Origin of the sequence: Pseudomonas sp. ADAK7, from assembly GCF_012935675.1 — a bacterium.
In the GTDB taxonomy this organism is placed as follows: domain Bacteria; phylum Pseudomonadota; class Gammaproteobacteria; order Pseudomonadales; family Pseudomonadaceae; genus Aquipseudomonas.
In genome coordinates, this window is record NZ_CP052861.1 from 2,189,768 (window position 1) to 2,216,668 (window position 26,901).

Consider the following 26,901-nt stretch of genomic DNA (forward strand, 5'->3'; position numbering starts at 1 on the left):
CACTATGAACAATGCAAAACGCGCGGCAGACAGTGAACGGGAGAGGGGCAACGTCGGGGTGATGTCATGGATGTCACGGTATCCGTCGTTGTCCTCGCCCACTGAGACCTGGCTGGGTTCTCTACTGATGGTGGAACGGATTGGCGTGTTCCCCTCGTCCGGGGAAATCCGTCGGCCGATTAACGATCCCGGCTCGCTCCTCGCCCATCTGAAAAACCTCTACGCCGAGCAAGCGCTGGATGTCGATGAGCGCAACGGGCTGAAAGTGATTTTCAGCGATTGGCGATTCCGCGCGCGCAGCGTCGGCGGCGATTCGGCGATCGTTATTACCGTAGAAACCCGGTGTGATCCGCAGTTGATGCCGCTCAAGACTGCTGAGTTGCTGGGTCAGTTGGAGCACTTCGAGAAAGGCCTGTCGGATAAATAGGCGAACACCGCTATCCCTGTAGGAGCGAGGCTTGCCCGCGAAAGCGGTGTGTCAGTAACGATGATGCCGACTGATACGCCGCCTTCGCGGGTAAGCCTTGCTCCTACAGGTGGTGTGTTTTTGGCTCACTGGCAGGTGTTCTTCGGCGCGGCGATCAAGCTGTAGAGATAATCCGCAATCACCCGCCCTCCCGCCCCAGGGATGGGGTGAATCTTGTCCGGGCCAATCATCGGCGCCACGCCGCCCAAGGCATAACGTTTGACGTCGATACCAAACGCACACTGCATATTCGCGTAACCCAGGTTTTCCCCGCGCGCCCAAGGCTCCAGCACCTGCGCATAAGCCGACATCGGATAAGCACTTGAACGTGTAGTGTCCTGGCGCAGGATCAGGTTGATACTCGCCTTCGGGTGAACCTCGCGCACCATCCGCACCAGACCTTGGATGTTCTGCAGGTACTGTTCGGGTTTCACGCCAAATCCCTGGTCGTTGCCGCCCAACATGATCAGGTAAATGTCCGCTGGGATCTTCGACACCACCGCTTTCCACTGCGTCTGCCACTGGCCATCGCTGTGATAGAAATCAGCGGAAGCCGCGCCAGACGCCGCGAGTTTGGACACCCGCACGCCGCCCTTCTGATTGCTCATCCACAGCCCAAACAGCGTCGGCGCACCGTTGACCACTTCCAACCGAAACGCCCAATTGGCCTGGCCAGAAAAGCCAGATAACGGGACTTCCTGGACACCTGAGCCTTCGAGTTTCAATGAGTGCCAAGTGTCTGAAGCCGTCCACCGATAGCGCACCTCACTGGATTTCCCATCTCCCAGGTAAAGCAATTTCGCTTGGGCAACGGACGTATCCACGGTTGGCGTCGGGCGGGCATCGATCTCCAGATAAGCTCCGGGGCGGCCCGTGACGGTGCGACTGTCGGGGCTGGCCTGGCCAAGTCCGGACACGTCCCAATCACCGCCAAAATACTTTTCACTGCTGCGAGTGTATTTGTAATGAGTGCCACCGAGCGCCGCACCGTGGTTGAAGCCGACATAACCCGGCCCGGCGAAACCCGCTTTGTGGGTGAGCCGCTGGACGAGTTTGTTCAGGTAAAAATCCTGCCCGGCGCTGTAGCTGTCACCGATCACCGAGATGGCCAGCACCTTCCCCGCCTTACCTTCGCGCCATTGCGCAAACCGTTCGCGAGCATCACCGACTTCGATCACCGAAGCCGCTGGGGGACGCACTTCATCGACTGCAAACATGCGTCATTTCCTTCATCAAAACGATCATCTGGATCGCGGTATCGTCCAAAGCGAAACACACTCTTCGTAGCAGCTGTCGAGCAACGCGAGGCAGCGTTCGGCGGCGAAGCCGTCGCAAAACCTGAGCACGCGGTCTTCCTGAAACACCGCGGGGTCTGAATTCACGACGGCTTTGCCGCCGAACGCTGCCTCGCGCTACTCGACAGCTGCTACGGGTCGCGGCTTAGCTGACTGGCATTACGACAATCGGTGGTGTTTTACGTGTCGCTCGCTCACCCAGAAACAGAATGGAGGTGACAGTAAATCGACTGAAAATACTCGCCAACACCACCGGCCCCAACAAGCCACAGGTCACGCCACTGAGCACCAGAACGGCGTCAACGTTGACCCCCAATCGTCCCAGCACAGATCGCGAAGTGGCGGCAAACAACACATGGAACAGGAAAATCGCGTAGGAATAACCACCGAGCCAGATCAGCCAGCGCGCCTGTAAATTACTCGACAGCAGCGCCACACAAGACACACACCCTACCAGCAAACCGACCAGGCTCCGGCGATCGACGATCAACCCGCGATCCACCGTCGCCACATACAACAGCACCAGAGAAATCAACATAAACACCAACGGCCCGATCACCCTGAATGTTTGCCGGATCTCGGTCACCTTTTCATGCCCAATCATCCCCAGCACAAAAAACGGCAGCAAATAGATCGCACCGTTGATGCCGAACGCATCGACCGCAAACGGTGGCAGCAGAAACACCCCCGCCGCAAACGCCAACAACAGGTACTGCCGCGTCATGGTCTGCAACAGCCCACGCCATTCCAGCAAGCCGACAAACATGAAGATGATGAACACCGCCTGCAAAAACCAGAAGTGGTTGATCGGCACGTAGAACGACAACAACGCATCGATCAAGCCAACGTCCTTGTTCACCCCGGGCCCGACCGCTTGCAGCACCGAGAACGGTACACCGACGCAAAACAACGGCACGATCAGCCGCCGGACCTTGCCGACAAAGTAGGCGGAAAAGTCATTGCCGCGGATTTTGTAGATGGAATAGATGTAGCCCGAGATAAAGGTGAACAGCGGCATGCGCACGTACACCATGGAGTCGGCGATCACCCGGAACGGCGAGCCCACGTCTATTTTCAAGCCACCACCCAACGGCCCGATCACGTGGTAAAGCACCAGCAGCAAACAGGCCAGGCCGCGCAGGGTTTCGATCTCCAGCGACTTCTTCTTGCTCGACATAAAACACCAACCTCAGCTCAGGATTCTTGATTCAACCAACTCAGGTTTCTTTGCGCGCAGCTGCAAACCCAGGCCCATGAACAGCACCGGCACCACCATGGAAAAATGCCGGGCGAAGGAACCGAAGTCCGGTTCGAACAAGCCTTGCACCAGCAGAAAGGACAGCGGAATGGCGATCAGCTCTTTGACTTTGGTGTCGATGCGCACGCCCTTGTAGTCGCTGGATGTGATCATTTTGAACATCAGCAACGAGGTCATCATCATCAACACCACGAAGATGATCTGGCCCAGGCCGGAGAGCAGGATCAGCTCCACGGGGAACGACAGGCGGAAAAAGATGCTCATCGAGTCCAGCGCTTGCGACACGAAATCACCGCCACTGATCCAGGACACGATCAGCGACTTCGAGCCCTCCTCGCCCGCCGTGCGCAGTTCGTTGTTGCTGGCGCGAATCGACGACACCGAATAGCCGACCACCAGTTGAATCGCGGTGGCGATGGCCAGGTAGAACAGGAACAGCATCAGGAAGAAAGTCATGCGCGAGACGTATTTCTTCATCACGCACACGCCGAACCAGGCCAGGGAAAACAGGATCCAGTAGGGCCGGATCAACACGCCATAAATCACCGCCGAGCAGAAAAATCCGCCGCGATAACGCCGGGAGAACGAGAACAGCAAAATGGAGATCATCGCCACCGAGACAATGATTTCCTTGGTCAGGTTTTCCAGGAAGAACGAGCGGACCACGCCCCACAAACACAGGGTGAAAAAGATCGTCAGCGGCATGCGCCGGAACATCAACACCGGCACCGCCGTGAGGAACAGATTGCACGCCATTCCGTAGGCCCAGGCATTGGTCAGGTTGATGCCGGTGGGTCGCAGCAGGTACGCCGAGCATTCGTAGGAAGAACGGTCTGGCGAGAACGGGTTCCAGAAGTTGCAGTTGTCGGCGCGGGCGTAGGACGACCACAACGTCATGGCGTCGGGGCCCGGATCGCGGTGCATCAGCAGCGGCATGGCCACCGACAGGAACAGGCCGCTGAACAGAATCAGGAACGAGATCGACGCGTCGAGTCGTCTGCCGCGAAACTCGATTGAAGGCAGCTTCACGCGGTCACCTTCACTCGGGTAAACCGGGTCAGCAAAGCGATAACGCCGAGTTGCACGGTGATGGAAAAGACGTTCCCCCACGCTGCACCGTAGATCGAGTAGTGCTGGATCAACAGGTAACTCACCGGCAGCGAAACCAGCAGGCAGATCGCCGCGCTGGCGAGTGATACCCGGCTGTTTTTCGAAGCGATGAGACCGCCCCAGACAATGTCGCCGACCGCACGCAGGGCGAAGGAAAAAATCAGCACGCCGAGGATGCCGTTGTCCGGACGCGGCACCGAAGTCGCGACGTAATCGAGGACGACGTTGAAGAACAGAAAAATCATCAGCGCCACGCCGCCGGACAACACCAACGCGCGCATCACCCACTTATTCACGAACAACTGGCGCACGGTCGGCGCTTGCTGGTCTTTCTGATAGCGCTTGGCGAGCACAGGAATACCCACCACTGCGACCACGGCGTAGGACAGCGCTTGCAAGGTGTTGGCCGCCGACCAGGCATAAACGTACTTGCCCAGGCTGGCGTACGGTTCGAGGTCGATAATCAGAAAACGCTCGGCGTACTGACTCAACGCGATCAAACCCGTGCCCAGGTAAAACGGCAACCCGGCTTTCCACACCGAGGCCGTGGTCAGCGCAGCGGTCACCCGTCCTCGGTGCACGTTCACCACAATCAGGTAACCGGCAACGATCACTACCACGTTGGCCGCCACCCACAACCACAGCACACTGGCGATGTCGGACACCCAGCCGAGCATCATCCCGCCCAGCGCCAACAACGCCCAAAGGCCGGTCTTGATAAAGAACAGCAGCGCGCCCCAAGTAGCTTTCTGCGCAGAAAACACGAATGAATTGATTTCGAACGACAGGTGTTCGGTCAACAACAGCAACGCCACACAAACGATCAGCGTGGCACTCGCCTCGACCTGCTGGAACAGCGAATAGACCATGACCGTCGCCACCGATAACACGATGCCCACGGCCAGGTACAACAGCAAGACCCGGTCGACCACCCAGCGCGAACTGCGGCCAACGCTGATCAGCCGATTGATTTCGGAACTGAAGCCGACGCTGTAGAACTTCGACGCAATCAACGACGCGGCCACCACCACGCCATAAAAGCCCAGCGCGTCATAGCCCAGGTAATGGGTGATGGCCAACACCAGCAAGAACTTCGCGCCTAATGCCCCGCCTCGGAGCAGTAGCCGAAATATCATCGAACGATACCCTTGATGATCCCGTCCATGACCAGGGTCTTGGCTTCGATCTCCCGGCAGGTGTCCGTCAACCGTTGGCCAAACCGGGACAAGGCATTCGGCGCGTAAACCGTGTCGATGATGGTGTCGACGTTGATGTCGCCGCCGTTGATCACCCAGTCTTCCACGCCCATGTCCTGATAGGCGCCAAAGCCCTTGCGCTCATAGCTGATATGGAACGCCGGGACGCCCGACAGCAACGATTCGATGGCGCCATGCAGGCGCACAGAAATCACCAGGTCCGGCTGATGCTTGGCGAGGGTTGCCTTCAACGGCAGCAAATCTTCGGTGATGCCCAACTCGCGATAGAACGCGCCGTCATCATTGCCGCGCACCGCGCTTTGCACCGCGCAGACCACTTTGCTTTTGTTCTTCAAGCGCTGTAGCAGCAGCTTCAAGTTGGCCACATAACCGGCCTTCTTTTCCTTGCTCCACGCCGGCGGTTTGCGCAGCACCACGCAGACTGTCGCTGGCGACGGCGCACAACGGGTGAACTTGGGCTGCAGCAGAATCTTGCTGGCCAAGGCCTGTACCGCCAGGTCAGGGGCGCGGTAAACATTGGCATGAGTGCCGAAAATCTCCGAAGACCGGTTATCGCGGACAAACACCGCGTCGGCCTGGGCGTAATGCTCGACGATCTTGCTGCCTTCGCCGTGGAACGGACCAATGCTTTGCGGCAGGTACACCGACGGCACTTTGCTCAGGATCGCCGTTTCCAGTTGCTTGGCGTGCCCCAGTTTCAACTTGATGTGTTCGAAGGCGCTTTTGGAGCGCATGTAGCCGCCACCGACACCGACGATCAAGTCCGTGGTACTCAGCAGGTCTGCAAGGCCGGCATAGGACTGATCCAGGAACAGCGCTTGCTTGACCCGCCCCAGGCCCTTGGCCGCCATGACCGGTGCGTCATAGCGCTTGTAGGGCAAGTAGCTGAATGATTGCGGGTCCGAAGCCACGACATTGATCGAAGTGTCGGCGCCAAAGTTGCGCAGCACCAGGGCGATGGCCAGATCCACGAGCAGGCCATCACCGGAGTTGGAGGCGCTGTAGCCATGCAAAATCGTTACGTTCATGAGCGAATATCTACTTAATAAGAGGGAGCGGAATACGCGGCATAAGTCTGCTTGATCATCAACGTGGCACTGAACCGCTCACGGACTATTTCGCGACCCTGAACGCCGAGCGCCAGCAAGCCGGGCTTCTGGATTTTCACCAACAGCCGGGTCAATGCCTGGTGATCCCCGGCGGGAAAGACGTAGCCGGTCACTCCGTGGGTGACCAACTCGGGCAAAGACGTGCAATCACTGGCAATCACTGGCAAGCCCATGGCCATGCCTTCCAGAGGCACCATGGCAAAGCCTTCCCAGCGACTGGGAACGATCAGCGCATCCGCCGACTGATACAGCGCATTCACTTCGGCCGGTGTCACCCAAGGCACGTACTCGACCCCTGCCATCACCGGGCAATCGACGGTGTCCTCGTTGACCGCACTGCCTACCACCGTCAGCTTCAGATCGGTGCGCTGGACGCCAGCAAACCCCTTAAGCAAGACGTCGAACCCTTTCTGATAGTCGAGTCGCCCGACAAACAGCAAATGGATCGGCGCTTGACCCTGGGTCTTCGGCTCATCGTCTTTGTGATGAATACCGTTGTAGATCAGTTTCATTCGGTGGCGATCGATGCCAAAGCGCGCGGCTTTATCCAGCTCGTACTGACTGACGCAAATGATCGTGTCCGTAACCTTCTGCAAGAGCCGCTCGATCAGCGAATAGACTTTCTGCTTGGCCGGCGAACTTTCCATCAGAAACGAAAAGGCATGGGGGCAGTAGATAATCCTCGGCGAACGCCATGGCCGCAGGAGCAGGCACACACAACGGCCAATGACCCCGGAAAAGGTGCTGTGCAAATGCACCACATCGGGTTTTTCCTTGAAAATCACCCGGGCCAGTTGCCAGGCGAAGCGCAGCAGCGAGCGCACATCGCGCTTGGTCCGGTCGAAAGTCCTGATCTGTTGCTCATCGATGCCGACCAGCTCTTTTTTCTGATCGAGCGGGATCAAATAGACCAGTTCATAGTTCGCCGCCTCGCCCTCAGGTGGCACCGATATCGTGCGGATCACAGTGGCCACGCCACCTTTGATCGTTTCGGCCACGTGCAGTATTTTTTTCACAATCCACCCATTTCCATGCAGGTAATGACCATCGCCGAATCAAGCCTTGTCGGACGCATACTCGTAGCTGTAATTGCCGTAACCGCCGTTGCCGTAATAGCTCGCCGCGCGCTTCTCGACGCCGTTGAACACAGCGCCTTTCAACTGGATGCCGTTCTGGGCAAATCGACGGATCGTCAGTTCGATCTCTTTGGCGGGGTTCACTCCGAAGCGGGTGACGATCAGGCTGATCGCCGCTTCACGCCCGACGATCGCGGCGTCGGTCACGGCCAGTAGCGGTGGTGTATCGATGATCACCACGTCATACAGGTCGCTGAGTTGGGCCAGCAGCTCACGGAAGTTCGCGTGCATCAACAGCTCCGACGGATTGGGCGGGACCTGTCCGCGGCTGATGAAGTGCAGGTTATCGATCTCGGTTTGATGCAGGCCCTGTTCAAGGCTGCAGCGCTTGACCAACAAGTCCGATAAGCCATTGGTGATCGGCGTGTTGAGCGTCTTGTGCAAATGCCCTTTGCGCATGTCGGCATCGATCAGCACAACCCTTTGCCCGCTCTGCGCCATGACCGCCGCGAGGTTGGACGAAACGAAGGTTTTACCGACCTGCGGGCTCGGGCCGGAAATCATGATGCGGTTGTTGGTCGAGTCCAGGCCGGCAAAGTGCAGGCAGGTGCGCAAGCTACGGATCGACTCGATGGACAGGTCGGTCGGGTTACGCATCGCCAACAGAAACGCCTGACGGCGCGACTCGTCACTCACACGCAGCTTTTTACTGTCCTCTTCCTGTTGCAGTGCGCTGTACGGAATCGATGCATACACCGGCAATCCAAGTTGCTCGATGGCTTCCGGGCCTTCCAGGCCGCGACTCAGGGATTTGCGCACCAGCACCAGGGCGACACCGACAAACCCGCCGAGGAAGGTCGCAATCAACACGATCAGCGCCTTGCGCGGTTTGACCGGGGTGGTCTTGTCGACATCCGCGGCGTCGATCAACCGCGCATTGCCCACCGCCCCGGCCCTGACGATGTCCAGCTCCTGGGACTTGTTCAGCAACTGCGTGTAGATCTGCGACGCCACTTCCACGTCGCGGGTCAGGTTCAGCAACTCCTGTTGCGTGGCGGGCAGGTCTTGGACCTTGCTCTCCAGACTCTTCTGTTGCCGGGTCAATTCGCCGATCTGCGTCATCAACGCGCGATAGACCGGATGCTGTTTGGTGAACTTGCGATCAAGCTCTGCCTGTTGCAGCTTCAACTCGGAAATACGCGTGTCCAGGCCGACAATCTGTTCCAGCACCGATTGGGTTTCGAGGGAAATGTTGACGGTCTTGCCGCGGGTTTGATAACCGTTGAGCGCATTGCTGGCCTTGATCAGGTCGTTCTTGACCTGGGGTAACTGGGCTTGCAGGAAATCCAGGCTTTGCGCCGCTTCCGCCGAGGTGCGCTCGACGTTTTGCTGCACGTATAGCGTGGCGACTTTATTGAGAATCTTCACCGCCTGGGCGTGGTCCGGGCTGGCCAGGGCCAGGCGAATGATCCCAGACTCCTTGCCTTGTTCGGACACATCCAGCGCATCCTGATAGTCGAGGATGGTGACAATTCTTGGATCGCGCACCACTTCGAAACGGGTGCCAGGATTGGCCGCCAGATCGGCAATCCGTCCCTCGACGCCGTTTTGCGCAAACACTTCGCCGGCGACGCCGTCCACCAGCAGGTTGTCGTTGTCATCGAGCAGTTGGAATCGCTGCTGCTCACCGGCGATCAACGTCAGTTTCTTGCCCAACAGCTCTTCCGGCAGATTGAGCCGGGCGATCTCCAGGCGTTCACCGCCCCAGGCGTAGCTGTTCAAGCCGAAACGCGGGGCGGCGACACCGTCGCCCTTATAGCGCCGGGCCAGAAAACTGCCAATGACCGGGAAGGTGTTGGGGGTGACGTCGATGTCCAGGTGCAGATCGTCGACGGCTTTGCCGATCACTGCGCGCGACTTGATGATGCCGATCTCGGTCACCGACGGCGATTGCCCGGTGAGCATGCTGTTGAGATCGGAGAAACCGAGAATGTCGTTCTTTTTCGGTTCGACCTGTACCACGGCGTTCGCCAGATACACTGGCGTCGACAAAATGGCATAGGCCACGCCGGTCAGCATAAATGCACCGGTGAGCGCACCGATCAGCCATTTCTGATCAATTAAACTGCCGAATATACCGAGAAGATCAATATCATCTCGTTCGTTATCCCGGGTGCCGACTACTGACGGTAACTGCATAAGTTCGTTCTTACCATTTACTGATCTGAAAATTATTCATCAATGCCCAAGGCGCTGTGCCCATGAGCAAACAGCATCTTCAATCAATGCGTGGGCATGAATAAAAGCTGCTTTTCCTTGACGATACGGGTCTTGTATTTCTCGCTCGCCCTGCCACTTCCCGAGAAGAAACACTTTGCCCCTGGCGTGCGATGCCATCTTCAGCACTTGGGTTACATGCTGTTTTTCCATGACCAGAATCAGGTCTGATTCATTAACGATGTCCGGGGTGATTTGCCGCGCTTTAAACGCCTGGGCGCTGTGCCCTTTGTCCTCCAGGACCTGGAGCGCCGCAGGCTCCATGGCCTCGCCAACCCTGGCGGACAGGCCCGCAGAGGTCACGGCGATGGTTGAGGATGCCAGCGCGTTACGCAGCAGCATTTCTGCTGTAGGACTTCGGCAGATATTGCCTACGCAGACGACAAGAATATTTCTGAACAAGGCAATGCTTCCCGTGTAATGTCCAATCAACCAATGCGCAGTGGGAATTTGAATGAACCCACGGGTTCACTCCGCACTCAGAAACGGATCAGCCTTGCAATACAAGCGTATTAAGTACCACGCCATCTAAAAACCACCCAACCAGAATAACCGGACCAAAAATAACGAACGTTTTCTAACATTGGCTATCCGACAAAACATAACAGTCACGCACTTCGCAGCCTCATTGCCATCGAACTAATAGCCTCGAAAAACTAATAATCAATGTTATTTCCAGCTCGACGAGAGGGCATTCGCCATGCATTTCAAACGCCTTGCCGCTTCAACGCTGCTGATGTTCAGCAGTGCCAGTCAGGTTCACGCCAATGAACTGTTCCCCGTCCTCGGCGCTGACAAGACATTCGGTGTGCAGGTCAAGATCCAGAATTTCACCGCCGCCGACGCCGGGCAGATCAAATCCGCGGGGTTCGCCTTCGTGCGTTTTGGCGCCTGGACGGACAACCTCGATAACGCGGCTTATCAAAAACAGGTCAGCGACGCGTTCGCGGCCGCCAGGTCCGCCGGGTTGCCGGTACTGCTGACCATTCGTGCAACCGAGGCGCTGACCACCACGGGCGACGCCAGTGAGCTGGTGGCGGCGGGAGAATCCCTCGCCAAGTCGGTGCTCGAACTGGAACAGACCTACCGCACGCAGTTGGTGGCCATTGAAATCTGGAACGAGCCGGACCTGGAAAAGTACTGGCCTACCGGTCACTTCGAGACGACCTTCGTGCCGTTCATGAGCGCCATGTGCCGTTCCCTGGGGCCAACAGCGCCCACCACGCCGCTAGTCGGCTTCGGTTTCGCGAAAGCGCCGAGCGCGGGCTCCGCGTCCACGGTGGCGCTGAACCGAATTGTGAGTGAATACCCTAAATGCCTGAGTGCGATTTCCTATCACCCCTATGGTTTGTCCAGTGCGCAGATCAGCGCGGCCCAGGCGTTCATTCAGCAGAATTTCCATTTGCCGGGGGTAATCAGCGAGTGGGGCGTGTCGGCGCTCAGCTCCAACGGCGGGGACGCTGGACAGGCCAGTAAAGTCAGCACGTTTATCTCCGATGTGAAAAAACTCAACATCCCGCTGACCTCCGTTTATGAATGGAAGAACAGTGATTCGGGAGGAAATGATCGGGAGAAGAATTTCGGCCTGTTGACGGCAGATGGTCGGCCGAAGCCGGTCGAAACGGCCGTCAGGACGCTGCTCAATGCGAAGTAGGCCGTCAACGGTCAGTTGCTTTGAACCTGTGCCCGGTTTCGGCATCGTATTTACCGAAACCGCGCCCCGCCATTCAAACACCCGTTTCGCGGATGTTGCCGCTGGGGCCATCGATACGCACACCCGCCCTTGAGTGGCTGTCAGCGCTCGGGTAATGTCATCAGACCCATAGGACAGAGCACGCCCATGACTTCCAAGCTGGAACAACTCAAACAAATCACTACCGTCGTTGCCGACACCGGCGACTTCGAAGCCATCGCTCGCGTTAAACCCGTTGACGCTACCACCAACCCTTCCCTGCTGCTCAAAGCCGCCGCCATTCCCGGTTACGCCGAGTTGCTGAACGCCTGCGTTCACGACTGCAAGGGCGATGTGGGCCTGGCCAGCGACCGTTTTGGCGTTGCGGTAGGGCAAGAAATCCTCAAAGTGGTCCCTGGCCGCATTTCCACCGAAGTGGATGCGCGCCTGTCGTTCGACACTGACGCCGTATTGAAGCGCGCGCACCGTCTGATCGAGCTGTACGACAAGGCCGGCATTGGCCGTGACCGCGTACTGATCAAGATCGCCTCCACCTGGGAAGGCATCCGCGCCGCCGAGATCCTGGAAAAGGAAGGCATCCAGACCAACCTGACCCTGCTGTTCTCCTTCGCCCAGGCCGCGGCTTGCGCCGACGCTGGCGTATTCCTGATTTCGCCGTTCGTGGGCCGCATCTACGACTGGTACAAGAAGGCCAACGGCAACGACTACACCGGCGCGGATGATCCGGGTGTGCAATCAGTCACGCGCATCTACAACTACTACAAGGCCAATGACTACAAAACCGTAGTGATGGGCGCGAGCTTCCGTAACCTGAATCAGATCGAGCAGTTGGCCGGTTGCGACCGCCTGACCATCAGCCCGGACCTGCTGGAGAAACTGGCGGCGGACAACGGCAAGCTGGAGCGCAAACTGGCGCCTGGGCATGCCGGGGAAGCGCGTTTGAACTTGAACGAAGCGCAGTTCCGTTGGTTGTCCAACGAAGATGCGATGGCGACCGAGAAACTGGCTGAAGGTATCCGTCAGTTTGCTCGCGACCAGGAAAAGCTTGAGGCGTTGCTGCAAGCCAAGCTGTGATCTAGTTTCTGCGCAATGCAAAAAGGGCGAACCCAGTGGGTTCGCCCTTTTTTGTGTTTGGCTGGTTATGCGGCGATGAGGACCTGTGGCGAGGGAGCTTGCTCCCGCTCGGCTGCGCAGCAGTCGTAATCGGCCTGACTGGGGTCTGACTGACATAACGAGGTAAATGGTTTTAGGGCCGCTTCGCAGCCCAGCGGGAGCAAGCTCCCTCGCCACAGGCCAGCGGATGGCCTGGGCTCAATGGCGCTCGAGCGCATTCACCAGATCATGAAACGCTTCACGATTGGAGTCGTTCAGGCCCATGAGGATCTTGTGGGCTTCAAGGACTTTGATTCGCACGATTTCTTCCGACTGATCCTGGTCTGGCAGGTCGGTCAGGCATTCAGGGCATGGGATCGGGCGGTCAACGATGTTGAACACTTGCTCGAAGCCCATGGACTGCAGCAGACGGGTGATGTCTTCGTGGGTGGTGACGACGGTCGGCAGCAGGCCGACCTTCTGCCGCGACAGGATCGACAGTTTGGCCAGCAGGCCCAACGTGGTGCTGTCGATGCTGCGGGTTTCGGTCAGGTCGATCACGATCGCGTTGAAGTTCAACGCCGTGAAGATCCGCTCAATAGTCGCATCCAACGCCGAACACAGGGTCAGGCGAACTTCACCGACGAACTTGAGGACGAAGGTGCCATCCTGCTCGGCGAATTGGATTCTACCGGTACTCATTAAAGATTCCTGCTCAACACCAACAGGGCGATATCATCCGGCATCTCCCCTAGCGTGGCCAATCCAAAAACCTGCCGCAGCCCATCCAGGGTGCCGCCCGCAGCCTTGACCCGTTGGGGCAACGCCGCTTCTTTCTCTTTGAGTGTCGGTTCTGGCAAAAGGTCCAGAATGCCGTCGGACATCAGCGTCAGGCTGAACGTCGGTGGCAACTCCATCACGTGGTCTTCGTAGGTGGCTTCATTGAAGAGGCCCACCGGCAGACCACGCCCTTCCAGATAACGAACACTGTCTGGCGTGTACAACACAGGCAACGGCAGATGACCGCCGATGCTATAGGTCAACAAACCTGTCTCCTCGTCGATGACACCACCGACCATTGTGACGTGTTTACCCAGCTTACAACTGATCAGGCCCCGGTTGATATGACCAAGTACCTCTGAAGGCTTGAATTCCGGCAATGTGCCATTGCGCTTGGACTCGAACAGCAAGCGCGTGGTCATGAACTTCAGCAGCACGGTGACGAAGGCTGAAGAGGCGCCATGCCCGGAAACGTCCGCCAGGTAGAAGGCTACCCGACGCTCGTCGACCCGAAAGTAGTCGACGAAATCACCCGACAGGTACAGCGACGGGATGATCTGGTGTGCAAACTGGAACTCGTCGATGGTCCAGGGGCTGACCGGCAGCATGTTCATCTGCACCTGGCGACCGGCGTTCTGGTCTTCCTGGAGCAGGTTCAGGCTGGCTTCGAGTTCGCGGTTGGCCTTTTCGAGCTTGTCGCGGTAGCGCTGGTTTTCCAGCAGCAGGCGCGCACGATCCAGGGCCCGGCGCACGGAGTGCTCGAGCACGGCCAGATCTTCGAGAGGCTTGATCAGGTAGTCCGCCGCGCCCAGGCGCAGGGCCTCGACCGCATCGTTCATCACGCCGGCGCCCGACACCACGATCACCGGGGTTTGCGGCGACCGCTCGGTGACCTGGCGAATGAGTTCGAGTCCGCCCATCTGCGGCATGCGCAGATCGCAGATGACCAAGTCGGGCTTGTCTTGCTCGAATACCTGAAGACCCTGTTGGCCATTGCTGGCCTGCAGGACACTGAAACCACTGTCGTCCAAATAGGCGGCGAGGCTCGCGCGCACTACTTCGTCATCATCGATTATCAGCAGCGTGGCACTGGTTTTTGGCATGTGGGCAAACGGCGCCAGAATTAGGTTGGCGTAGCAGGCAGGGGTTTTATCCCGGCTCACACTACTGGATTCGCTTTCTAGCCTCTCTGCTGCACTGTTTTCGAGCGTTTGCCCTACACACAGGTCCACCAGAGGTGCCCTTCTAAGGCGCAGACGGTACTCCCATCCGCGGGGCGTTTCAAGCTCACGCCGATGGTCGCTTGACGTCTTTACTTCTCAAATCACCGGGAGTTATAAGAACAGGCAAAACCGTAACCCAATGGAAGGATCGAGCCCATGAGTCAAACCGATCGGGACTACAGCGAAAAGCGCGATTTCATCCGCATGCGAGTCGATGCCGATGTGTCGCTGATTCACGAGGGCGATGAGGTGCCAGCCGTCTGCATCGACCTTTCCAGCAGTGGCATGCAGGTGGAGGCACCGCGTTTGTTCAAGGTCGGGGACCGGCTCAGCGTGCGCATCGATTCCGATCATGCGGCCCTCAAAGGGTTGGAGGCCGATACTGAAGTGGTGTGGGTGAAGGAGCAGGACGGCGAAAACCAGAAACTCGGGCTTACAATCTTGAAAATGAAATAACCACGAACCCACAACGAAAGAAGGCGGCCCAATGGCCGCCTTCTTCGTTTTACCGCGCCAAATCAGAAATCGTCTTCGACTTGACCGTCCTTGACCTTGAATTCGCGGTTTTGCAGGTACGCATTGCGGATGAAAATGTACTTGTCGCCATTGATCAGCTTCTCGGCCGACAGCAGGCTGGCGCGAGTATCGACGATGTTCAGGCCGAAGATCGAGTTACGCACTGGCACGTCGTTGATGTAGCGGTACGGGCCGGTGTAGCCGTCGACGAACTTGGAAGGCGCATCACGCAAGGTGCTTGGGCCGAGCAATGGCAGCATCACGTATGGACCGCTGCCGACGCCCCAGTAGCCCAGGGTCTGGCCGAAGTCTTCGTCGCTGCGTTGCAGGCCCATTTTGGTCCCGACATCGAAGAAGCCCAGCAAACCGAAGGTGGTGTTGAAAATGAGCCGAGCAGTATCAACGCCCGCGGCAGCCGGTTTGGCCTGCAAGACGTTGTTGGCCAGGTTGGTGACATCCCCGACGTTGCGGAACATGTTGTGAATGCCGTCTTCCAGGAACTGCGGCGTCACGAACTCATAGCCCTGGGCAATAGGCTTCAGCGCGTAGGTATCGACAAAATCATTGAACTGATAAATCGGGCGGTTGACGCTTTCCCAAGGATCATCTTCCGAAGCTGCCTGGGCAACAAACGGAACCAGCAACACGCTGGCACACATACATAGCTGAGCGAGTTGATTGCTCCAGCGCATAGAAAACTCCTTGGATTGTACTGGCGCGGGCGCGCGGCCCAAGCGTTAAGTCGGCTAGTATAAGACGGAAAGGCCGATTTAGGCAGCACCCTAACAGTCGCCCTGCCGATGAGGCGAAATGACTGTGGGTGATTCACATCAATGTCACTCAACTGTCACCGTCCTCCCCTAGCCTTGGCGCTATTTCAGGGACGTTGATATGCCGCCTGCCGAAGCCTTGCCTGTCGCCGCGCCAAACCTGACCGCCGTATTATTCGGCCTCAGTGGTTGCCTGGTAGATTTCGGTGCCCGCACGGGTCAACCTGGCCCGCCCACTGCCGCACACGCTGAAGCCACCCCCGGCGCCCTCGACAGCCTGCGCAGCTTGCAGCGCCAACAGATTCCCTGCGCCTGGCTCGATGAACTCCCCCCAGCCCTCAGCCACACCTTGGCCGCTGGCCTGCCGGCATGGATCAAATCCTCGCAACATCCAGCAACAATCAATCCATGGCCGGCACCGAACGCCTGCTGGCAAGCCTTGATGGCGTTAAATGTCGAGCGTCTGGATGGCTGCGTGCTGGTCAGCGGCGAGCCGCGATTGTTGCAGGCCGGGCTGAATGCCGGGTTGTGGACCATTGGCCTGGCGTCCTGCGGTTCGCTGTGCGGGCTGGCGCCGAGCGAATGGCAAGCCTTGAGCCAGAAGGACCGTGAACACCTGCGAGGCAAGGCGACGGTGCAGCTGTTTGGCCTGGGGGTGCATTCGGTGATCGATCACCTCGGGGAGCTCGACACCTGCCTGGCCGACATCAGCCTGCGCCGACTCAAGGGCGAAAAGCCCTGATCGAGATCATGCAGGTTGCCCGAGAGTGGATTAATCTAAAGGTCAGCCATAGACCTTTGGCGTGCCGCTGCGGTCTATGCCAGTGCCTATCGATAAAAGGAAGAACGCCATGCCTGCCCGCGAACTGCAAGAACAGCTCAATACTCTGCGCGAGCAATTGGAACAGAATCCGCCGCTTTCCGAAGCCGAGCGCGCCGATCTGCACGCGCTGATGGAACAGATCGAACTTGAGCTTGAACTCGAAACCAAGACCCAGGATTCCAACCTCGCCGACGGCGTAAACCTGGCCGTCGAACGCTTCGAACTCGATCACCCCGCCATTGCCGGTACGTTGCGCAACATCGTGCAAACACTGGGCAATATCGGGATCTGAAGCCGTCAGATGCAAAAAAGCCCTGCTAGTGATAGCAGGGCTTTTTCGTGTTTGAAGCAGAAGATCTATTGGCGGACCAGACGATGGTTCGGCAACTGCACATCTTCAGTACTGCGATACGGATTGATATCCAACCCACCACGACGCACATACCGTGCATACACCGTCAGTTTCTCCGGTTTCAACAACCGCTGCAAATCGAGAAAGATCCGCTCCACGCACTGCTCATGAAAGTCCGAGTGCTGGCGGAAGCTGACGAGGTACTCCAGCAAACTCGCATGATCCAGCGCAGAACCACGGTACTCCACCGCGACGCTGCCCCAGTCCGGCTGACTGGTGACCGGGCAATTGGATTTGAGCAAATGGCTGTGCACGGCCTCTTCAACAATGCGCGAGTCATCGCAACGCAGCAGTTCCGGACGCGGGTGCTCGTAGTTGCTGACGCTGATGTCCAGGTCATCGATACACACGCCCGGCAACGCGACGACGCCTTCGGCTTCAACGTCGCGCAGGCTGCGAATGCGCACGCCAACCGGTTTACCGGCAGCCGCCGACAGGTCTTTGACCAGCGTCGCTTCAAGGCTCGCAGTGTCGGCGAACGGCGTCTGGTTCAGGGAGTTGAGGTACAGCTTGAACGACTTGGATTCGATGATGTTCGGCGAATCCGCCGGAATGCTGAATTCACCGATCGCCACCACCGGCTTGCCGGACGGCAACAGCCACGACAGCTCGAAGCAGTTCCAGAAGTCCACGCCTTTATACGGCAGGGTGTCCGCCGTCAGACCCAGTTCAGCCCATTTCGCGGTGCGTGGGATCGGGAACAGCAAGGACGGCGTGTAGGTGGCGATGTATTCGCTGGATTTGCCCAGCGGCGAATGTTCGGCTGCGGGATGCATGGCGGAAACCTGACTGAAGAATCAGCGGATTCTACCAGCCTTTGCGCCTGCCATTGAGTGCTTACTGACTGACTGTCAATTTGCCGACCATGCCCGCCTGATAGTGACCTGGGATGTTGCAGGCAAATTCCAGGCTGGTGGCCTTGGTGAAAGTCCAGGTCAGCTCGGCGGTTTTCCCCGGCGGCACCAGTACGCTATTCGGATCGTCGTGCTTCATTTCGTGATCCATGCCGGCCATCGCGCCGTGGTCCATGTCCTTCATGGCCGTAGGCGTCAGCATGCCACTTTGCTGCATCTTCAACATTTCCTGCTGGTGCGCAGCATGCATCGCTGCGTCACCGAGGTTGAATTCATGCAGCAACTGGCCTTTATTCACCAGCACAAAGCGAATCGTCTCACCGGCCTTGATATCGATGGTCTTCGGATCGAACGACATATCGCCCATCACCACTTCCACGCTGCGGCTGGCCTTGGCCGCCGGTGCCGGTTGCCCGAAGTCGTAGGTCTGCGCAGGCGATGCCCACGCCGGCGCACTCAACGTCAGCAAACACGCGGCCAGCACCAGGGGATTGCGCAAAAACATAGTCGTACTCCAACAAGATAAGGTTCAGCCTGTGGAAAACTCTAAACTGACACGCCTGCCCGCAACCTGACAGGCAGATTACAACTTTGTCAGGTTGGCCTGCACCGCAGCCACCCACGGTATAAAGCGTTCGTTCCACTTAAACAGAGTTATCAATGAAACTGCTGATCGTCGAAGACCAGGCCAAAACCGGCCATTACCTGCGCCAAGGCCTGACCGAGGCCGGTTTCAATACCGAACTGGTGGCCGACGGCAGCACCGGCCAGCAATTGGCGCTGACCGGTGAATATGCCCTGCTGATCCTCGACGTGATGCTGCCCGGCCGCGATGGCTGGCAGATTCTGCAAGCGGTGCGCGGTGCCGGCCTCGACACACCTGTACTTTTTCTGACCGCCCGGGACGCGGTGGAGGACAGGGTTCACGGTCTGGAACTGGGTGCCGACGACTATCTGGTCAAGCCTTTCGCATTTTCCGAACTGCTCGCGCGTGTCCGCAGTCTGTTGCGTCGTGGTAGTGCCACCCCCCAGGAGACCACCCTGCAACTGGCCGACTTGCGCCTGGATCTGATCCGGCGCCGGGTCGAACGCAGCGGTCAGCGCATCGACCTCACCGCCAAGGAGTTCGCCCTGTTGGAAATGCTCCTGCGCCGGCAAGCTGAAGTGTTGCCCAAGTCGCTGATCGCCTCCCAGGTGTGGGACATGAATTTCGACAGCGACACCAATGTCATCGAAGTGGCAATCCGGCGTCTGCGCCTGAAGATCGACGACGACTTCCCCAACAAGCTGATCCACACCGTGCGCGGCATGGGTTATGTGCTTGAAGAGCGCGACGCCTGATGCGCCGGCTTTCATTAAGTAATCGCCTGGCCCTGCTATTCGCCGCTTGCACGGCGGTGGTGTCGTTGTTTGCCGGGGTATTGTTCAGCCGCGCCAGCGAAGCGCACTTTATTGAACTCGACCAGCAATTGCTGGACGGCAAGTTGATCGGCTTGCGTCGGGCGTTGCACGATATTCAGTCCAGTGAAAGTGAAGTAAAACTGCAAGACGAGTTGAGTCGGCAGGCTGATTTGTCGCTGCGCATTACCGGCAGCGATGGCCAGCGTTGGTATGACAGTTCGACGCACCTGCCCACGAAGCTCCCGCAAAAACCGGGCTTGTCGACCGTGAACGATGACGGCACCGACTATCGCGTCCTCAACGCCCCGCTGTTCCTCGATAAACCTGATTCACCGCAACTGACGTTGCTGCTGGACATCACCCATCACCAACACTTCCTGCAACGCATGCAGCACCTGATCTGGCTGACCGTTGGCCTCTCGGCCCTGGCCACTGCCCTGCTCGGGGCCTGGGCGGCACGCAGTGGTTTGCGCCCCTTGCGCCGGATGAGCGTGGTGGCCAGCGGGGTTTCGGCGCATTCGCTCAATGCGCGGTTGCCGGAAGAGAACATGCCGCCGGAACTGGCGGAAATGGCCCACAACTTCAACGCCATGCTCGGACGCCTCGACGACTCTTTTCAACGGCTCTCCGCTTTCTCCGCTGACATCGCCCATGAACTGCGCACGCCGCTGTCGAACCTGCTGACCCACACTCAGGTCACCCTCACCCGCCCGCGCCCCATCGAGGACTACCGCGAAGCGCTGCACAGCAACCTCGAAGAGCTGCAATGGATGGCGCAACTGGTCAACGACATGTTGTACCTGGCCAAGGCCGACCACGGCTTGCTAATGCCCAAGCGTGAACCGTTGGAACTGGCGGAAGAAGTGGACCTATTGCTGGAGTTCTTCGCGCCGCTGGCCGAGGACGCGCAGGTCAAACTGAGCCGTGACGGCATGGCGCGGATGGCGGGCGATCGCAGCATGTTGCGCCGGGCGCTTTCCAATCTGCTGGACAATGCGCTGCGGTTTACCCCGGCTAACGGCGAAGTTCGGGTGCGAATAGTCGAGCAGCCCAAAGGTTTGAGCCTGACGGTTGAGAACAGTGGGGACGGGGTTGATGAGGCGCTGCTGCCGCGTTTGTTTGACCGCTTCTATCGAGCTGATCCGGCGCGTCAGGAAGGGAGTAGTGAGCATGCGGGGTTGGGTTTGGCGATTACCCAGTCGATCATTCGCGCCCATGGCGGACAGATTCGTTGCGAATCGGATAACGGATGGACACGGTTTGTGATCGAGTTGCCTTGAGCCTGATCGTTCCCACGCTCTGCGTGGGAATGCAGCCCGTGACGCTCCGCGTCACATCCAAAACCGAACGCGGAGCGTCCGGTGAGGCATTCCCACGCAGAGCGTGGGAACGATCGTGGGTGGCTTACGAATACCGCAACGCGTGAGCAGGCTCGATCTTCGCCGCACGCCAGGCCGGGTAAACCGTCGCCAGGAAGCTCAAGATGAACCCCGCCGAGCAGATCAACAACACATCCCCGCCCTGCAATTCCGAAGGCAAGTTGCTGACGAAATACACATCCGAACTGAAGATGTGCTGCCCGCTGACGCGTTCCAGCCAACCCACCAGCTCACTGACGTTCAACGCCGCAATCACCCCCAGCACGCCGCCGATCAAGGTGCCGACAATGCCGATCACCGTGCCCTGGACCATGAAGATCGCCATGATCTGCCGTGGCGTGGCGCCGATGGTGCGCAGGATCGCAATGTCCGCGCCCTTGTCGTTCACCACCATGATCAACGTCGCGATGATGTTGAACGCCGCCACCGCGACGATCATCAGCAACAGCAGGCCGATCATGGTTTTTTCCATTTTCATCGCGCTGAACAGACTGCCCTGGGTGTGGGTCCAGTCGTCAGCCTTGTAAGCCGTGCCGAGGCTGTTGGCGATGTCGTTCGACACCTTCGGCGCCGCGTACAGATCCTTCACCGCCAGGCGCACGCTCTGCACCTGGTTCGGCTGCCAATGCTGCATTTGCGCGGCGTCGGCCATGTGGATCAGCGCCATCGAACCATCGAGTTCGGCGCCGACCTTGAACACGCCAACCACGTTCAGTCGCTGCATGCGCGGGGTGATGCCGCCGGGAGCGGTGCTGACTTCCGGCACGATCAAGGTGAGTTTGTCGCCGACGTTCAAGCGGAAGCGGCGCGCGGTGATTTCACCGACCACCACGCCGAACTCACCAGGCTTCAGGGCATCAAGGCGACCTTGCACGATGTGCTGGGCGACGATGGAGACCTTGCCTTCCTGCGCAGGATCAATGCCGCTGACCTGGATCGGCTGCATCGCGCCTTTATAGGAGAGCATGCCTTCCATCTCGGTGAACGGCACGGCGGCCGTCACCTCGGGATTTTTCATCGCCGCGGCGGCCACTGGCTGCCAATCGTCGATCGGGTTCACGCCGACGATGGTCGCGTGGGGCACCATGCCGAGGATGCGCGAGCTCATTTCGCGCTGGAAGCCGTTCATCACCGAGAGCACCACGATCATCGCCAGCACGCCCAGGGCGAGGCCGATCATCGAGGTCATCGAGATGAAGGAAACAAAGCGATTGCGGCGCTTGGCGCGGGTGTAGCGCGCGCCGATAAAGATCGATAACGGTCTGAACATTCGCTTGGGCACCGTATAAAAATAAAAGACCCGACGGACTTTTCAGCCGCGCCGGGTTTCGGTCAATCAGATGGGCGTCAGGCAACCTTCCTGCAAATGCAGGACGCGATCCATCTGGCGAGCCAGGTTCATGTCGTGAGTCACCACCAGGAACGCCGTGCGCATCGAGGTGCTGAGTTCCAGCATCAAATCCTGAATGCCTTGCGCTGTGTGGGAGTCGAGGTTGCCGGTCGGCTCGTCGAGCATCACCAGCCCCGGGTTGTTCACCAAGGCTCGGGCGATGGCCACACGCTGACGTTCGCCACCGGACAGTTCCGACGGTTTGTGCTGCAGACGATGCCCCAGCCCTACCCGCTCCAGCAACGCGGTGGCACGCCGGCGTGCTTCCGGGATCGCGGTCTTGCCGATCAGCAGCGGCATGCACACGTTTTCGAGTGCGGTAAATTCTGGCAGCAAGTGGTGGAACTGGTACACGAACCCGAGGGAACGGTTACGCAGCAGCCCACGGTTTTTTTCGCTCAGGGCCGAAAGCTCTTCACCGTCGAGCCAGACGCTGCCCTTGGTCGGCGTATCGAGACCGCCCAGCAGGTTGAGCAAAGTACTTTTGCCCGAACCCGAAGTGCCGACAATCGCCACGCGCTCACCTGGATGCAGTTCCAGTTGCAGACCGGCCAAAACCTCTACCGACTCCGGGCCTTCCTCGTAGGATTTGCCCAAGTTGCGGCAGCTCAAGATTGCTTTTTCACTCATGCCCGACTCACTCATAACGTAGCGCCTCCGCAGGCTGGGTGCGCGCGGCACGCCAGGCTGGATACAGGGTGGCGAGGAAACTCAGTACCAACGCGGCGGCGCAGACCATCAACACATCCTGGCTCTGCACTTGCGATGGCAGGTAATCAATGAAATACACGTCGGCGTTGAGGAATTTATGCCCGATCAAGCCTTCGAGAGCCGAGATCGCGGCGCTGACGTTCAGCGCGGCGAAGATCCCGACCACGGCGCCGATCAGCGTACCGACCACGCCAATGACCGTGCCCTGGACCATGAAGATCGCCATGATCGACCCTGGCGTGGCGCCAAGGGTGCGCAGAATCGCGATATCGCCCTTCTTGTCATTCACCACCATCACCAGCGTGGAGATGATGTTGAAGGCCGCGACGGCGACGATCAGCAGCAACAACAGACCGATCATGGCTTTTTCCATGCGGATTGCCTGATACAGGTTGCCGTGGGTGCGAGTCCAGTCGCGGGCGTAGTAATGGTCTTCGCCGAGTTGCTGGGCGATGGTCCACGCCACGCGTGGCGCCTGGAACAGGTCGTCGAATTTCAGGCGGATGCCCTGGACCTGATCCGGCTTCCAGCGATGCAGCCTGGCCAGGTCCTGCAGGTTGGTCACGCCCAGGTAGCCGTCCAGCTCACCGGCGCCGACATGGAAGATGCCGACCACGGTAAAGCGTTTCATGCGCGGGAACATCCCGGCCGGGGTCACGGTGACTTCCGGCGCGACAAACGTCAGCTTGTCGCCGATGGCTGCGCCGAGCTTGGCCGCGGCCTTGTCACCGATGACGATGCCGAAGCTGCCGGGAGCCAGGTCGTCGAGCTTGCCCTGCTGCATGAAGTTATCAATGATCGAGACCTGGCGCTCCAGCGCCGGGTCGATGCCATTGAGCAACACCTTGGACACCTTGCCATTGTTGGTCAGCAGCCCCTGCATCTGGGTAAACGGCGCAACGGCCGTCACCTGCGGGTTCTGCTTGACCTGGGTGGCCAGGCCTTGCCAGTCGTTGATCGGTTCACCGGACTCGATGGTCGCGTGGGGCACCATGCCCAGCACGCGGGTGCGCATCTCATGATCGAAGCCGTTCATGACCGACAGGACAACGATCATCACGACCACGCCAAGGGCGAGCCCGATCATCGAAGTCAGGGAAATGAACGACACAAAATGATTGCGACGCTTTGCACGGGTATAACGCGTGCCAATAAATACGAAGAGAGGTCTGAACATGTCGGGGCTTGTTCGGAGGGAAAAGGAACGTCCTTGTGGCGGGGGTCGATAACCAGCTTTACACTCAGACCACCGCCGCTACCATGGGTTCGCCATGTCGACATTAGATGAAGAAGATCGCCGCGAATACTACCGTATCGAGGACGCGATCGCACTGGAAATTCGGCCCCTGTCCGCTCCCGAAGCCGCAGGCCAGGAAGTATTGCAGGATGCTTCCCCGCTCTTCAACTTGCTCAGCGAACTGCACCTGAGCGAATTCGAGTCGCAGCACCTGTTGCGCCAGATCAGTGAGCGCGACCGGGCGATTGCTGCCTTCCTGAAATCCCAGAACAAACGCATCGACCTGCTCAGCCAGGTGGTCGCCCTGACCGTGCTCGGGCAGATCGGCGAGCCGCAACCGGTGATCATCTCCGAAGGCGGCATCGACTTTCAGTACCCGACACCGATTGCCGTCGGCGCGCACCTGTCGGTCAAACTGGTGTTGATGCCGCAAGCGTTGGGCCTGTTGCTGCGAGCCAGGGTCACCCACTGTGACCGCAAGGGCGACGGCTATGACGTCGGCACCGAGTTCGAGTACCCGACCGATGCCCAACGCCAATTGCTCGCGCGCTACATCTTGCAAAAGCAGGCCCAGGAACGACGTCTGGCCCGCGAACAAAACGAATCAGGCATTTAATTAAGGAAGAACCGTGACCCTCATCTACGGCCATCGCGGCGCCAAAGGCGAAGCACCGGAAAATACCCTGACCAGTTTTCAGGAATGTCTCAAGCACGGCGTGCGCCGCTGCGAACTGGACCTGCACCTGTCCATGGACGGCGAGCTGATGGTCATCCATGACCCGACGCTCAAGCGCACCACCGACCGCCGCGGCAAAGTGGTCGAGCACAGCGCCAAGGATCTGGTGACCTACGACGCGCGCAAGGGCGGCCCGGGCTGGATCAAGCCGTGCCCGATTCCGACGCTGGAAGAACTGTTCGAGAAATGCGATTTCGAGCACTGGCAACTGGAAGTCAAAAGCGCTTCACGCACCCGCGCCGCGACCACGGTGCTGGCGATTCGAGAAATGGCGGTGCGTCATGGCGTGCTGGACAAGGTGACCATCACTTCCAGTTCACGGGAAGTATTGAAAGCCGCGCTGGACCTGGTGCCGGACGTGTCCCGCGGATTGGTCGCCGAATACGCCTGGCTCGACCCGTTGAAGGTCGCGCAAAGCTATGGCTGTGAGATTCTGGCGCTGAACTGGACCCTGTGTACGCCGGAACGCCTGCAGAAGGCGCAACGTCAGGGGTTGCATGTGTCGGTATGGACAGTCAACGAGCCCGCGCTGATGCGCAGACTCGCCGACTTCGGCGTTGACAGCCTGATTACAGACTTTCCCGGTTTGGCCACTGCCACCCTCGAGAATTGCTGAAATCGGTCTCCCCGGCCGGCTCAGGCCACCGGCCGGAGCCGCTCAAAAAAGCCGGTTGAGGCCATCGTACGCCGCTACCCGATAGGCTTCGGCCATGGTCGGGTAGTTGAACGTCGTGTTGACGAAGTACTTGAGGGTGTTCAGTTCGCCCGGTTGGCTCATGATCGCCTGGCCGATGTGAACAATTTCCGACGCCTGATAGCCGAAGCAGTGAACGCCCAGCACTTCCAGGGTCTCGCGGTGGAACAGGATCTTCAGCATGCCCTGGGGCTCGCCGGCAATCTGTGCACGCGCCATGCTCTTGAAGAACGCCTTGCCCACTTCGTACGGCACTTTGGCCTGGGTCAGCTCTTGCTCGTTCTTGCCGATCGAGCTGATCTCCGGAATGGTGTAGATGCCGGTCGGCACGTCATTCACGAAGCGCCAGCTGTTGTTATCGACGATGCTGCCAGCCGCCGAGCGACCCTGGTCGTGGGCGGCACTGGCCAGGCTCGGCCAGCCGATCACGTCACCGGCGCCGTAAATATTCGGCACGCAGGTGCGGTAGGCTTCGTCGACTTCGATCTGGCCACGGCTATTGACCTTCACACCGATGTTTTCCAGACCCAACTGGTCAGTGTTACCGGTACGGCCGTTGCACCAGAGCAAGGCGTCGGCCTTAATCTTCTTGCCGGACTTGAGGTGCAGGATCACGCCGTTGTCCACGCCTTCGACGCGGTCGTAATCTTCGTTGTGGCGAACCGTGATGTTGTTGTTGCTGAAGTGATAACTCAGGGCCTGGGAAATTTCCGAGTCGAGGAAGCTCAGCAATTGACCACGGTTGTCCACCAGCTCAACCAGCACCCCCAGACCACTGAAGATCGACGCGTACTCGCAACCGATCACGCCGGCGCCGTAAACAATGAGTTTGCGCGGAGTGTGGCCGAGACTGAGGATGGTGTCGCTATCGTAGATACGCGGGTGATGGAAATCGATGTCCGCCGGGCGATACGGACGCGAACCGGTGGCGATGATGATGTGCTTGGCGACAAGCTTTTCGACTACACCGTTGGCGCAGACCACTTCGATGGTTTGCTCGTCGGCGAAGCTGCCAGTGCCGAAGAACACGTCGACACGGTTACGGGCGTAGTAGCCGGTACGCGAGGCGACTTGTTTGGAAATGACTTTTTCAGCGCTTTTCAGCACGTCCGGGAACGAGAACCAACGCGGCTCACCAATGGCCCGGAACATCGGGTTGGTGTTGAACTGCATGATCTGCCGGACCGAGTGACGCAATGCCTTGGACGGGATGGTACCCAGGTGGGTGCAGTTGCCGCCGACCTGGCGACGGCTGTCGACCATCGCCACCTTGCGTCCTGCTTTGGCGGCGTTCATTGCCGCGCCTTCTCCTGCCGGGCCGGAACCCAGCACCACCACGTCGTAGTTGTAGACAGCCATGCGTACTCCTCAGAACAGGCCGC

27 protein-coding genes are annotated in these 26,901 nt (G+C 58.9%); 10 read left to right on the top strand and 17 right to left on the bottom strand.

Annotated features, from left to right (window positions below):
• Positions 1-4: 4 nt before the first annotated feature.
• The gene (locus tag HKK53_RS10195; RefSeq protein WP_169370722.1) at positions 5-427 is read left to right on the top strand and encodes a mannose-1-phosphate guanylyltransferase; all 423 of its coding nucleotides are present in this window, start codon (positions 5-7) and stop codon (positions 425-427) included.
• A gap of 125 nt (positions 428-552) precedes the next feature.
• On the opposite strand, the gene HKK53_RS10200 is transcribed toward HKK53_RS10195, so the two are convergent.
• The 8 genes from HKK53_RS10200 to HKK53_RS10235 form a co-directional block, all read right to left on the bottom strand.
• A complete protein-coding gene (locus HKK53_RS10200) occupies positions 553-1,683 on the bottom strand; it encodes an SGNH/GDSL hydrolase family protein (RefSeq protein ID WP_169370723.1) in 1,131 nt (376 codons plus the stop codon).
• A gap of 223 nt (positions 1,684-1,906) precedes the next feature.
• Positions 1,907-2,938, bottom strand: coding sequence for an acyltransferase family protein (locus HKK53_RS10205; protein ID WP_169370724.1), 1,032 nt, complete (start codon positions 2,936-2,938; stop codon positions 1,907-1,909).
• A 12-nt stretch (positions 2,939-2,950) separates the two neighbouring features.
• Positions 2,951-4,048 (bottom strand): hypothetical protein, encoded by a 1,098-nt coding sequence (locus HKK53_RS10210; protein ID WP_169370725.1) that lies wholly within the window; start codon positions 4,046-4,048, stop codon positions 2,951-2,953.
• Positions 4,045-5,265 (bottom strand): phosphoribosylaminoimidazole carboxylase, encoded by a 1,221-nt coding sequence (locus HKK53_RS10215; RefSeq protein ID WP_169370726.1) that lies wholly within the window; start codon positions 5,263-5,265, stop codon positions 4,045-4,047. The genes HKK53_RS10210 and HKK53_RS10215 overlap by 4 nt, the downstream gene beginning before the upstream one ends.
• Complete coding sequence (locus tag HKK53_RS10220; protein WP_169370727.1) at positions 5,262-6,374, bottom strand: polysaccharide pyruvyl transferase family protein; 1,113 nt, start codon at positions 6,372-6,374, stop codon at positions 5,262-5,264. Before HKK53_RS10220 ends, HKK53_RS10215 begins: the two co-directional genes overlap by 4 nt.
• 14 nt (positions 6,375-6,388) lie before the next feature.
• Positions 6,389-7,471, bottom strand: a complete 1,083-nt coding sequence (locus HKK53_RS10225; RefSeq protein WP_169370728.1) for a glycosyltransferase — start codon at positions 7,469-7,471, stop codon at positions 6,389-6,391.
• A 39-nt stretch (positions 7,472-7,510) separates the two neighbouring features.
• Entirely contained in the window at positions 7,511-9,730 is a 2,220-nt protein-coding gene (locus tag HKK53_RS10230) for a polysaccharide biosynthesis tyrosine autokinase (RefSeq protein WP_169370729.1), read from the bottom strand.
• A gap of 39 nt (positions 9,731-9,769) precedes the next feature.
• A complete protein-coding gene (locus HKK53_RS10235) occupies positions 9,770-10,210 on the bottom strand; it encodes a low molecular weight protein-tyrosine-phosphatase (RefSeq protein WP_169370730.1) in 441 nt (146 codons plus the stop codon).
• A 298-nt stretch (positions 10,211-10,508) separates the two neighbouring features.
• On the opposite strand from HKK53_RS10235, the gene HKK53_RS10240 reads away from it, so the two are divergent.
• Together HKK53_RS10240 and tal are read left to right on the top strand one after the other, a co-directional pair.
• A complete protein-coding gene (locus tag HKK53_RS10240; protein ID WP_169370731.1) occupies positions 10,509-11,462 on the top strand; it encodes a glycosyl hydrolase family 5 in 954 nt (317 codons plus the stop codon).
• A gap of 186 nt (positions 11,463-11,648) precedes the next feature.
• Positions 11,649-12,575, top strand: coding sequence for a transaldolase (tal, locus tag HKK53_RS10245; protein WP_169370732.1), 927 nt, complete (start codon positions 11,649-11,651; stop codon positions 12,573-12,575).
• A 237-nt stretch (positions 12,576-12,812) separates the two neighbouring features.
• On the opposite strand, the gene rssC is transcribed toward tal, so the two are convergent.
• Together rssC and rssB are read right to left on the bottom strand one after the other, a co-directional pair.
• The gene (gene rssC, locus HKK53_RS10250; protein ID WP_123403442.1) at positions 12,813-13,295 is read right to left on the bottom strand and encodes an anti-sigma factor antagonist RssC; all 483 of its coding nucleotides are present in this window, start codon (positions 13,293-13,295) and stop codon (positions 12,813-12,815) included.
• Positions 13,295-14,476: a two-component system response regulator RssB gene (rssB, locus tag HKK53_RS10255; protein ID WP_169370733.1), complete on the bottom strand. Its 1,182-nt coding sequence runs from the start codon at positions 14,474-14,476 to the stop codon at positions 13,295-13,297. The genes rssC and rssB overlap by 1 nt, the downstream gene beginning before the upstream one ends.
• Before the next feature lie 276 nt (positions 14,477-14,752).
• On the opposite strand from rssB, the gene HKK53_RS10260 reads away from it, so the two are divergent.
• Positions 14,753-15,052: a PilZ domain-containing protein gene (locus HKK53_RS10260; protein ID WP_169370734.1), complete on the top strand. Its 300-nt coding sequence runs from the start codon at positions 14,753-14,755 to the stop codon at positions 15,050-15,052.
• Between the two features lie 62 nt (positions 15,053-15,114).
• On the opposite strand, the gene HKK53_RS10265 is transcribed toward HKK53_RS10260, so the two are convergent.
• Complete coding sequence (locus tag HKK53_RS10265) at positions 15,115-15,804, bottom strand: MlaA family lipoprotein (RefSeq protein WP_169370735.1); 690 nt, start codon at positions 15,802-15,804, stop codon at positions 15,115-15,117.
• 199 nt (positions 15,805-16,003) lie between these two features.
• Between HKK53_RS10265 and HKK53_RS10270 the strand changes: the two genes are divergently transcribed.
• Both HKK53_RS10270 and HKK53_RS10275 read left to right on the top strand, forming a co-directional pair.
• Positions 16,004-16,624 (top strand): HAD family phosphatase, encoded by a 621-nt coding sequence (locus tag HKK53_RS10270; RefSeq protein WP_169370736.1) that lies wholly within the window; start codon positions 16,004-16,006, stop codon positions 16,622-16,624.
• Between the two features lie 109 nt (positions 16,625-16,733).
• Positions 16,734-16,997 (top strand): DUF4404 family protein, encoded by a 264-nt coding sequence (locus HKK53_RS10275; RefSeq protein ID WP_169370737.1) that lies wholly within the window; start codon positions 16,734-16,736, stop codon positions 16,995-16,997.
• 65 nt (positions 16,998-17,062) lie between these two features.
• Here HKK53_RS10275 and queF read toward each other — a convergent pair whose 3' ends face one another.
• Complete coding sequence (gene queF / locus HKK53_RS10280) at positions 17,063-17,893, bottom strand: NADPH-dependent 7-cyano-7-deazaguanine reductase QueF (RefSeq protein WP_169370738.1); 831 nt, start codon at positions 17,891-17,893, stop codon at positions 17,063-17,065.
• A 61-nt stretch (positions 17,894-17,954) separates the two neighbouring features.
• A complete protein-coding gene (gene copI, locus HKK53_RS10285) occupies positions 17,955-18,476 on the bottom strand; it encodes a copper-resistant cuproprotein CopI (RefSeq protein ID WP_169370739.1) in 522 nt (173 codons plus the stop codon).
• Between the two features lie 155 nt (positions 18,477-18,631).
• On the opposite strand from copI, the gene HKK53_RS10290 reads away from it, so the two are divergent.
• Together HKK53_RS10290 and HKK53_RS10295 are read left to right on the top strand one after the other, a co-directional pair.
• The gene (locus HKK53_RS10290) at positions 18,632-19,312 is read left to right on the top strand and encodes a heavy metal response regulator transcription factor (protein ID WP_169370740.1); all 681 of its coding nucleotides are present in this window, start codon (positions 18,632-18,634) and stop codon (positions 19,310-19,312) included.
• On the top strand, positions 19,312-20,652 hold the full coding sequence (locus HKK53_RS10295; RefSeq protein ID WP_169370741.1) for a heavy metal sensor histidine kinase: 1,341 nt from the start codon (positions 19,312-19,314) through the stop codon (positions 20,650-20,652). Before HKK53_RS10290 ends, HKK53_RS10295 begins: the two co-directional genes overlap by 1 nt.
• A 124-nt stretch (positions 20,653-20,776) precedes the next feature.
• Here HKK53_RS10295 and HKK53_RS10300 read toward each other — a convergent pair whose 3' ends face one another.
• The 3 genes from HKK53_RS10300 to HKK53_RS10310 form a co-directional block, all read right to left on the bottom strand.
• A complete protein-coding gene (locus HKK53_RS10300; protein WP_169370742.1) occupies positions 20,777-22,021 on the bottom strand; it encodes a lipoprotein-releasing ABC transporter permease subunit in 1,245 nt (414 codons plus the stop codon).
• Positions 22,022-22,087: 66 nt separating this feature from the next.
• A complete protein-coding gene (gene lolD / locus HKK53_RS10305; protein WP_169370743.1) occupies positions 22,088-22,771 on the bottom strand; it encodes a lipoprotein-releasing ABC transporter ATP-binding protein LolD in 684 nt (227 codons plus the stop codon).
• Positions 22,772-22,778: 7 nt separating this feature from the next.
• Positions 22,779-24,029 (bottom strand): lipoprotein-releasing ABC transporter permease subunit, encoded by a 1,251-nt coding sequence (locus tag HKK53_RS10310; protein ID WP_169370744.1) that lies wholly within the window; start codon positions 24,027-24,029, stop codon positions 22,779-22,781.
• A gap of 94 nt (positions 24,030-24,123) precedes the next feature.
• Between HKK53_RS10310 and HKK53_RS10315 the strand changes: the two genes are divergently transcribed.
• Both HKK53_RS10315 and HKK53_RS10320 read left to right on the top strand, forming a co-directional pair.
• Positions 24,124-24,705 (top strand): PilZ domain-containing protein, encoded by a 582-nt coding sequence (locus HKK53_RS10315; protein ID WP_169370745.1) that lies wholly within the window; start codon positions 24,124-24,126, stop codon positions 24,703-24,705.
• A gap of 13 nt (positions 24,706-24,718) precedes the next feature.
• A complete protein-coding gene (locus HKK53_RS10320) occupies positions 24,719-25,441 on the top strand; it encodes a glycerophosphodiester phosphodiesterase (RefSeq protein ID WP_169370746.1) in 723 nt (240 codons plus the stop codon).
• A gap of 42 nt (positions 25,442-25,483) precedes the next feature.
• Here HKK53_RS10320 and sthA read toward each other — a convergent pair whose 3' ends face one another.
• Positions 25,484-26,878, bottom strand: coding sequence for a Si-specific NAD(P)(+) transhydrogenase (gene sthA / locus HKK53_RS10325; RefSeq protein WP_007907752.1), 1,395 nt, complete (start codon positions 26,876-26,878; stop codon positions 25,484-25,486).
• Positions 26,879-26,901 lie beyond the last annotated feature (23 nt).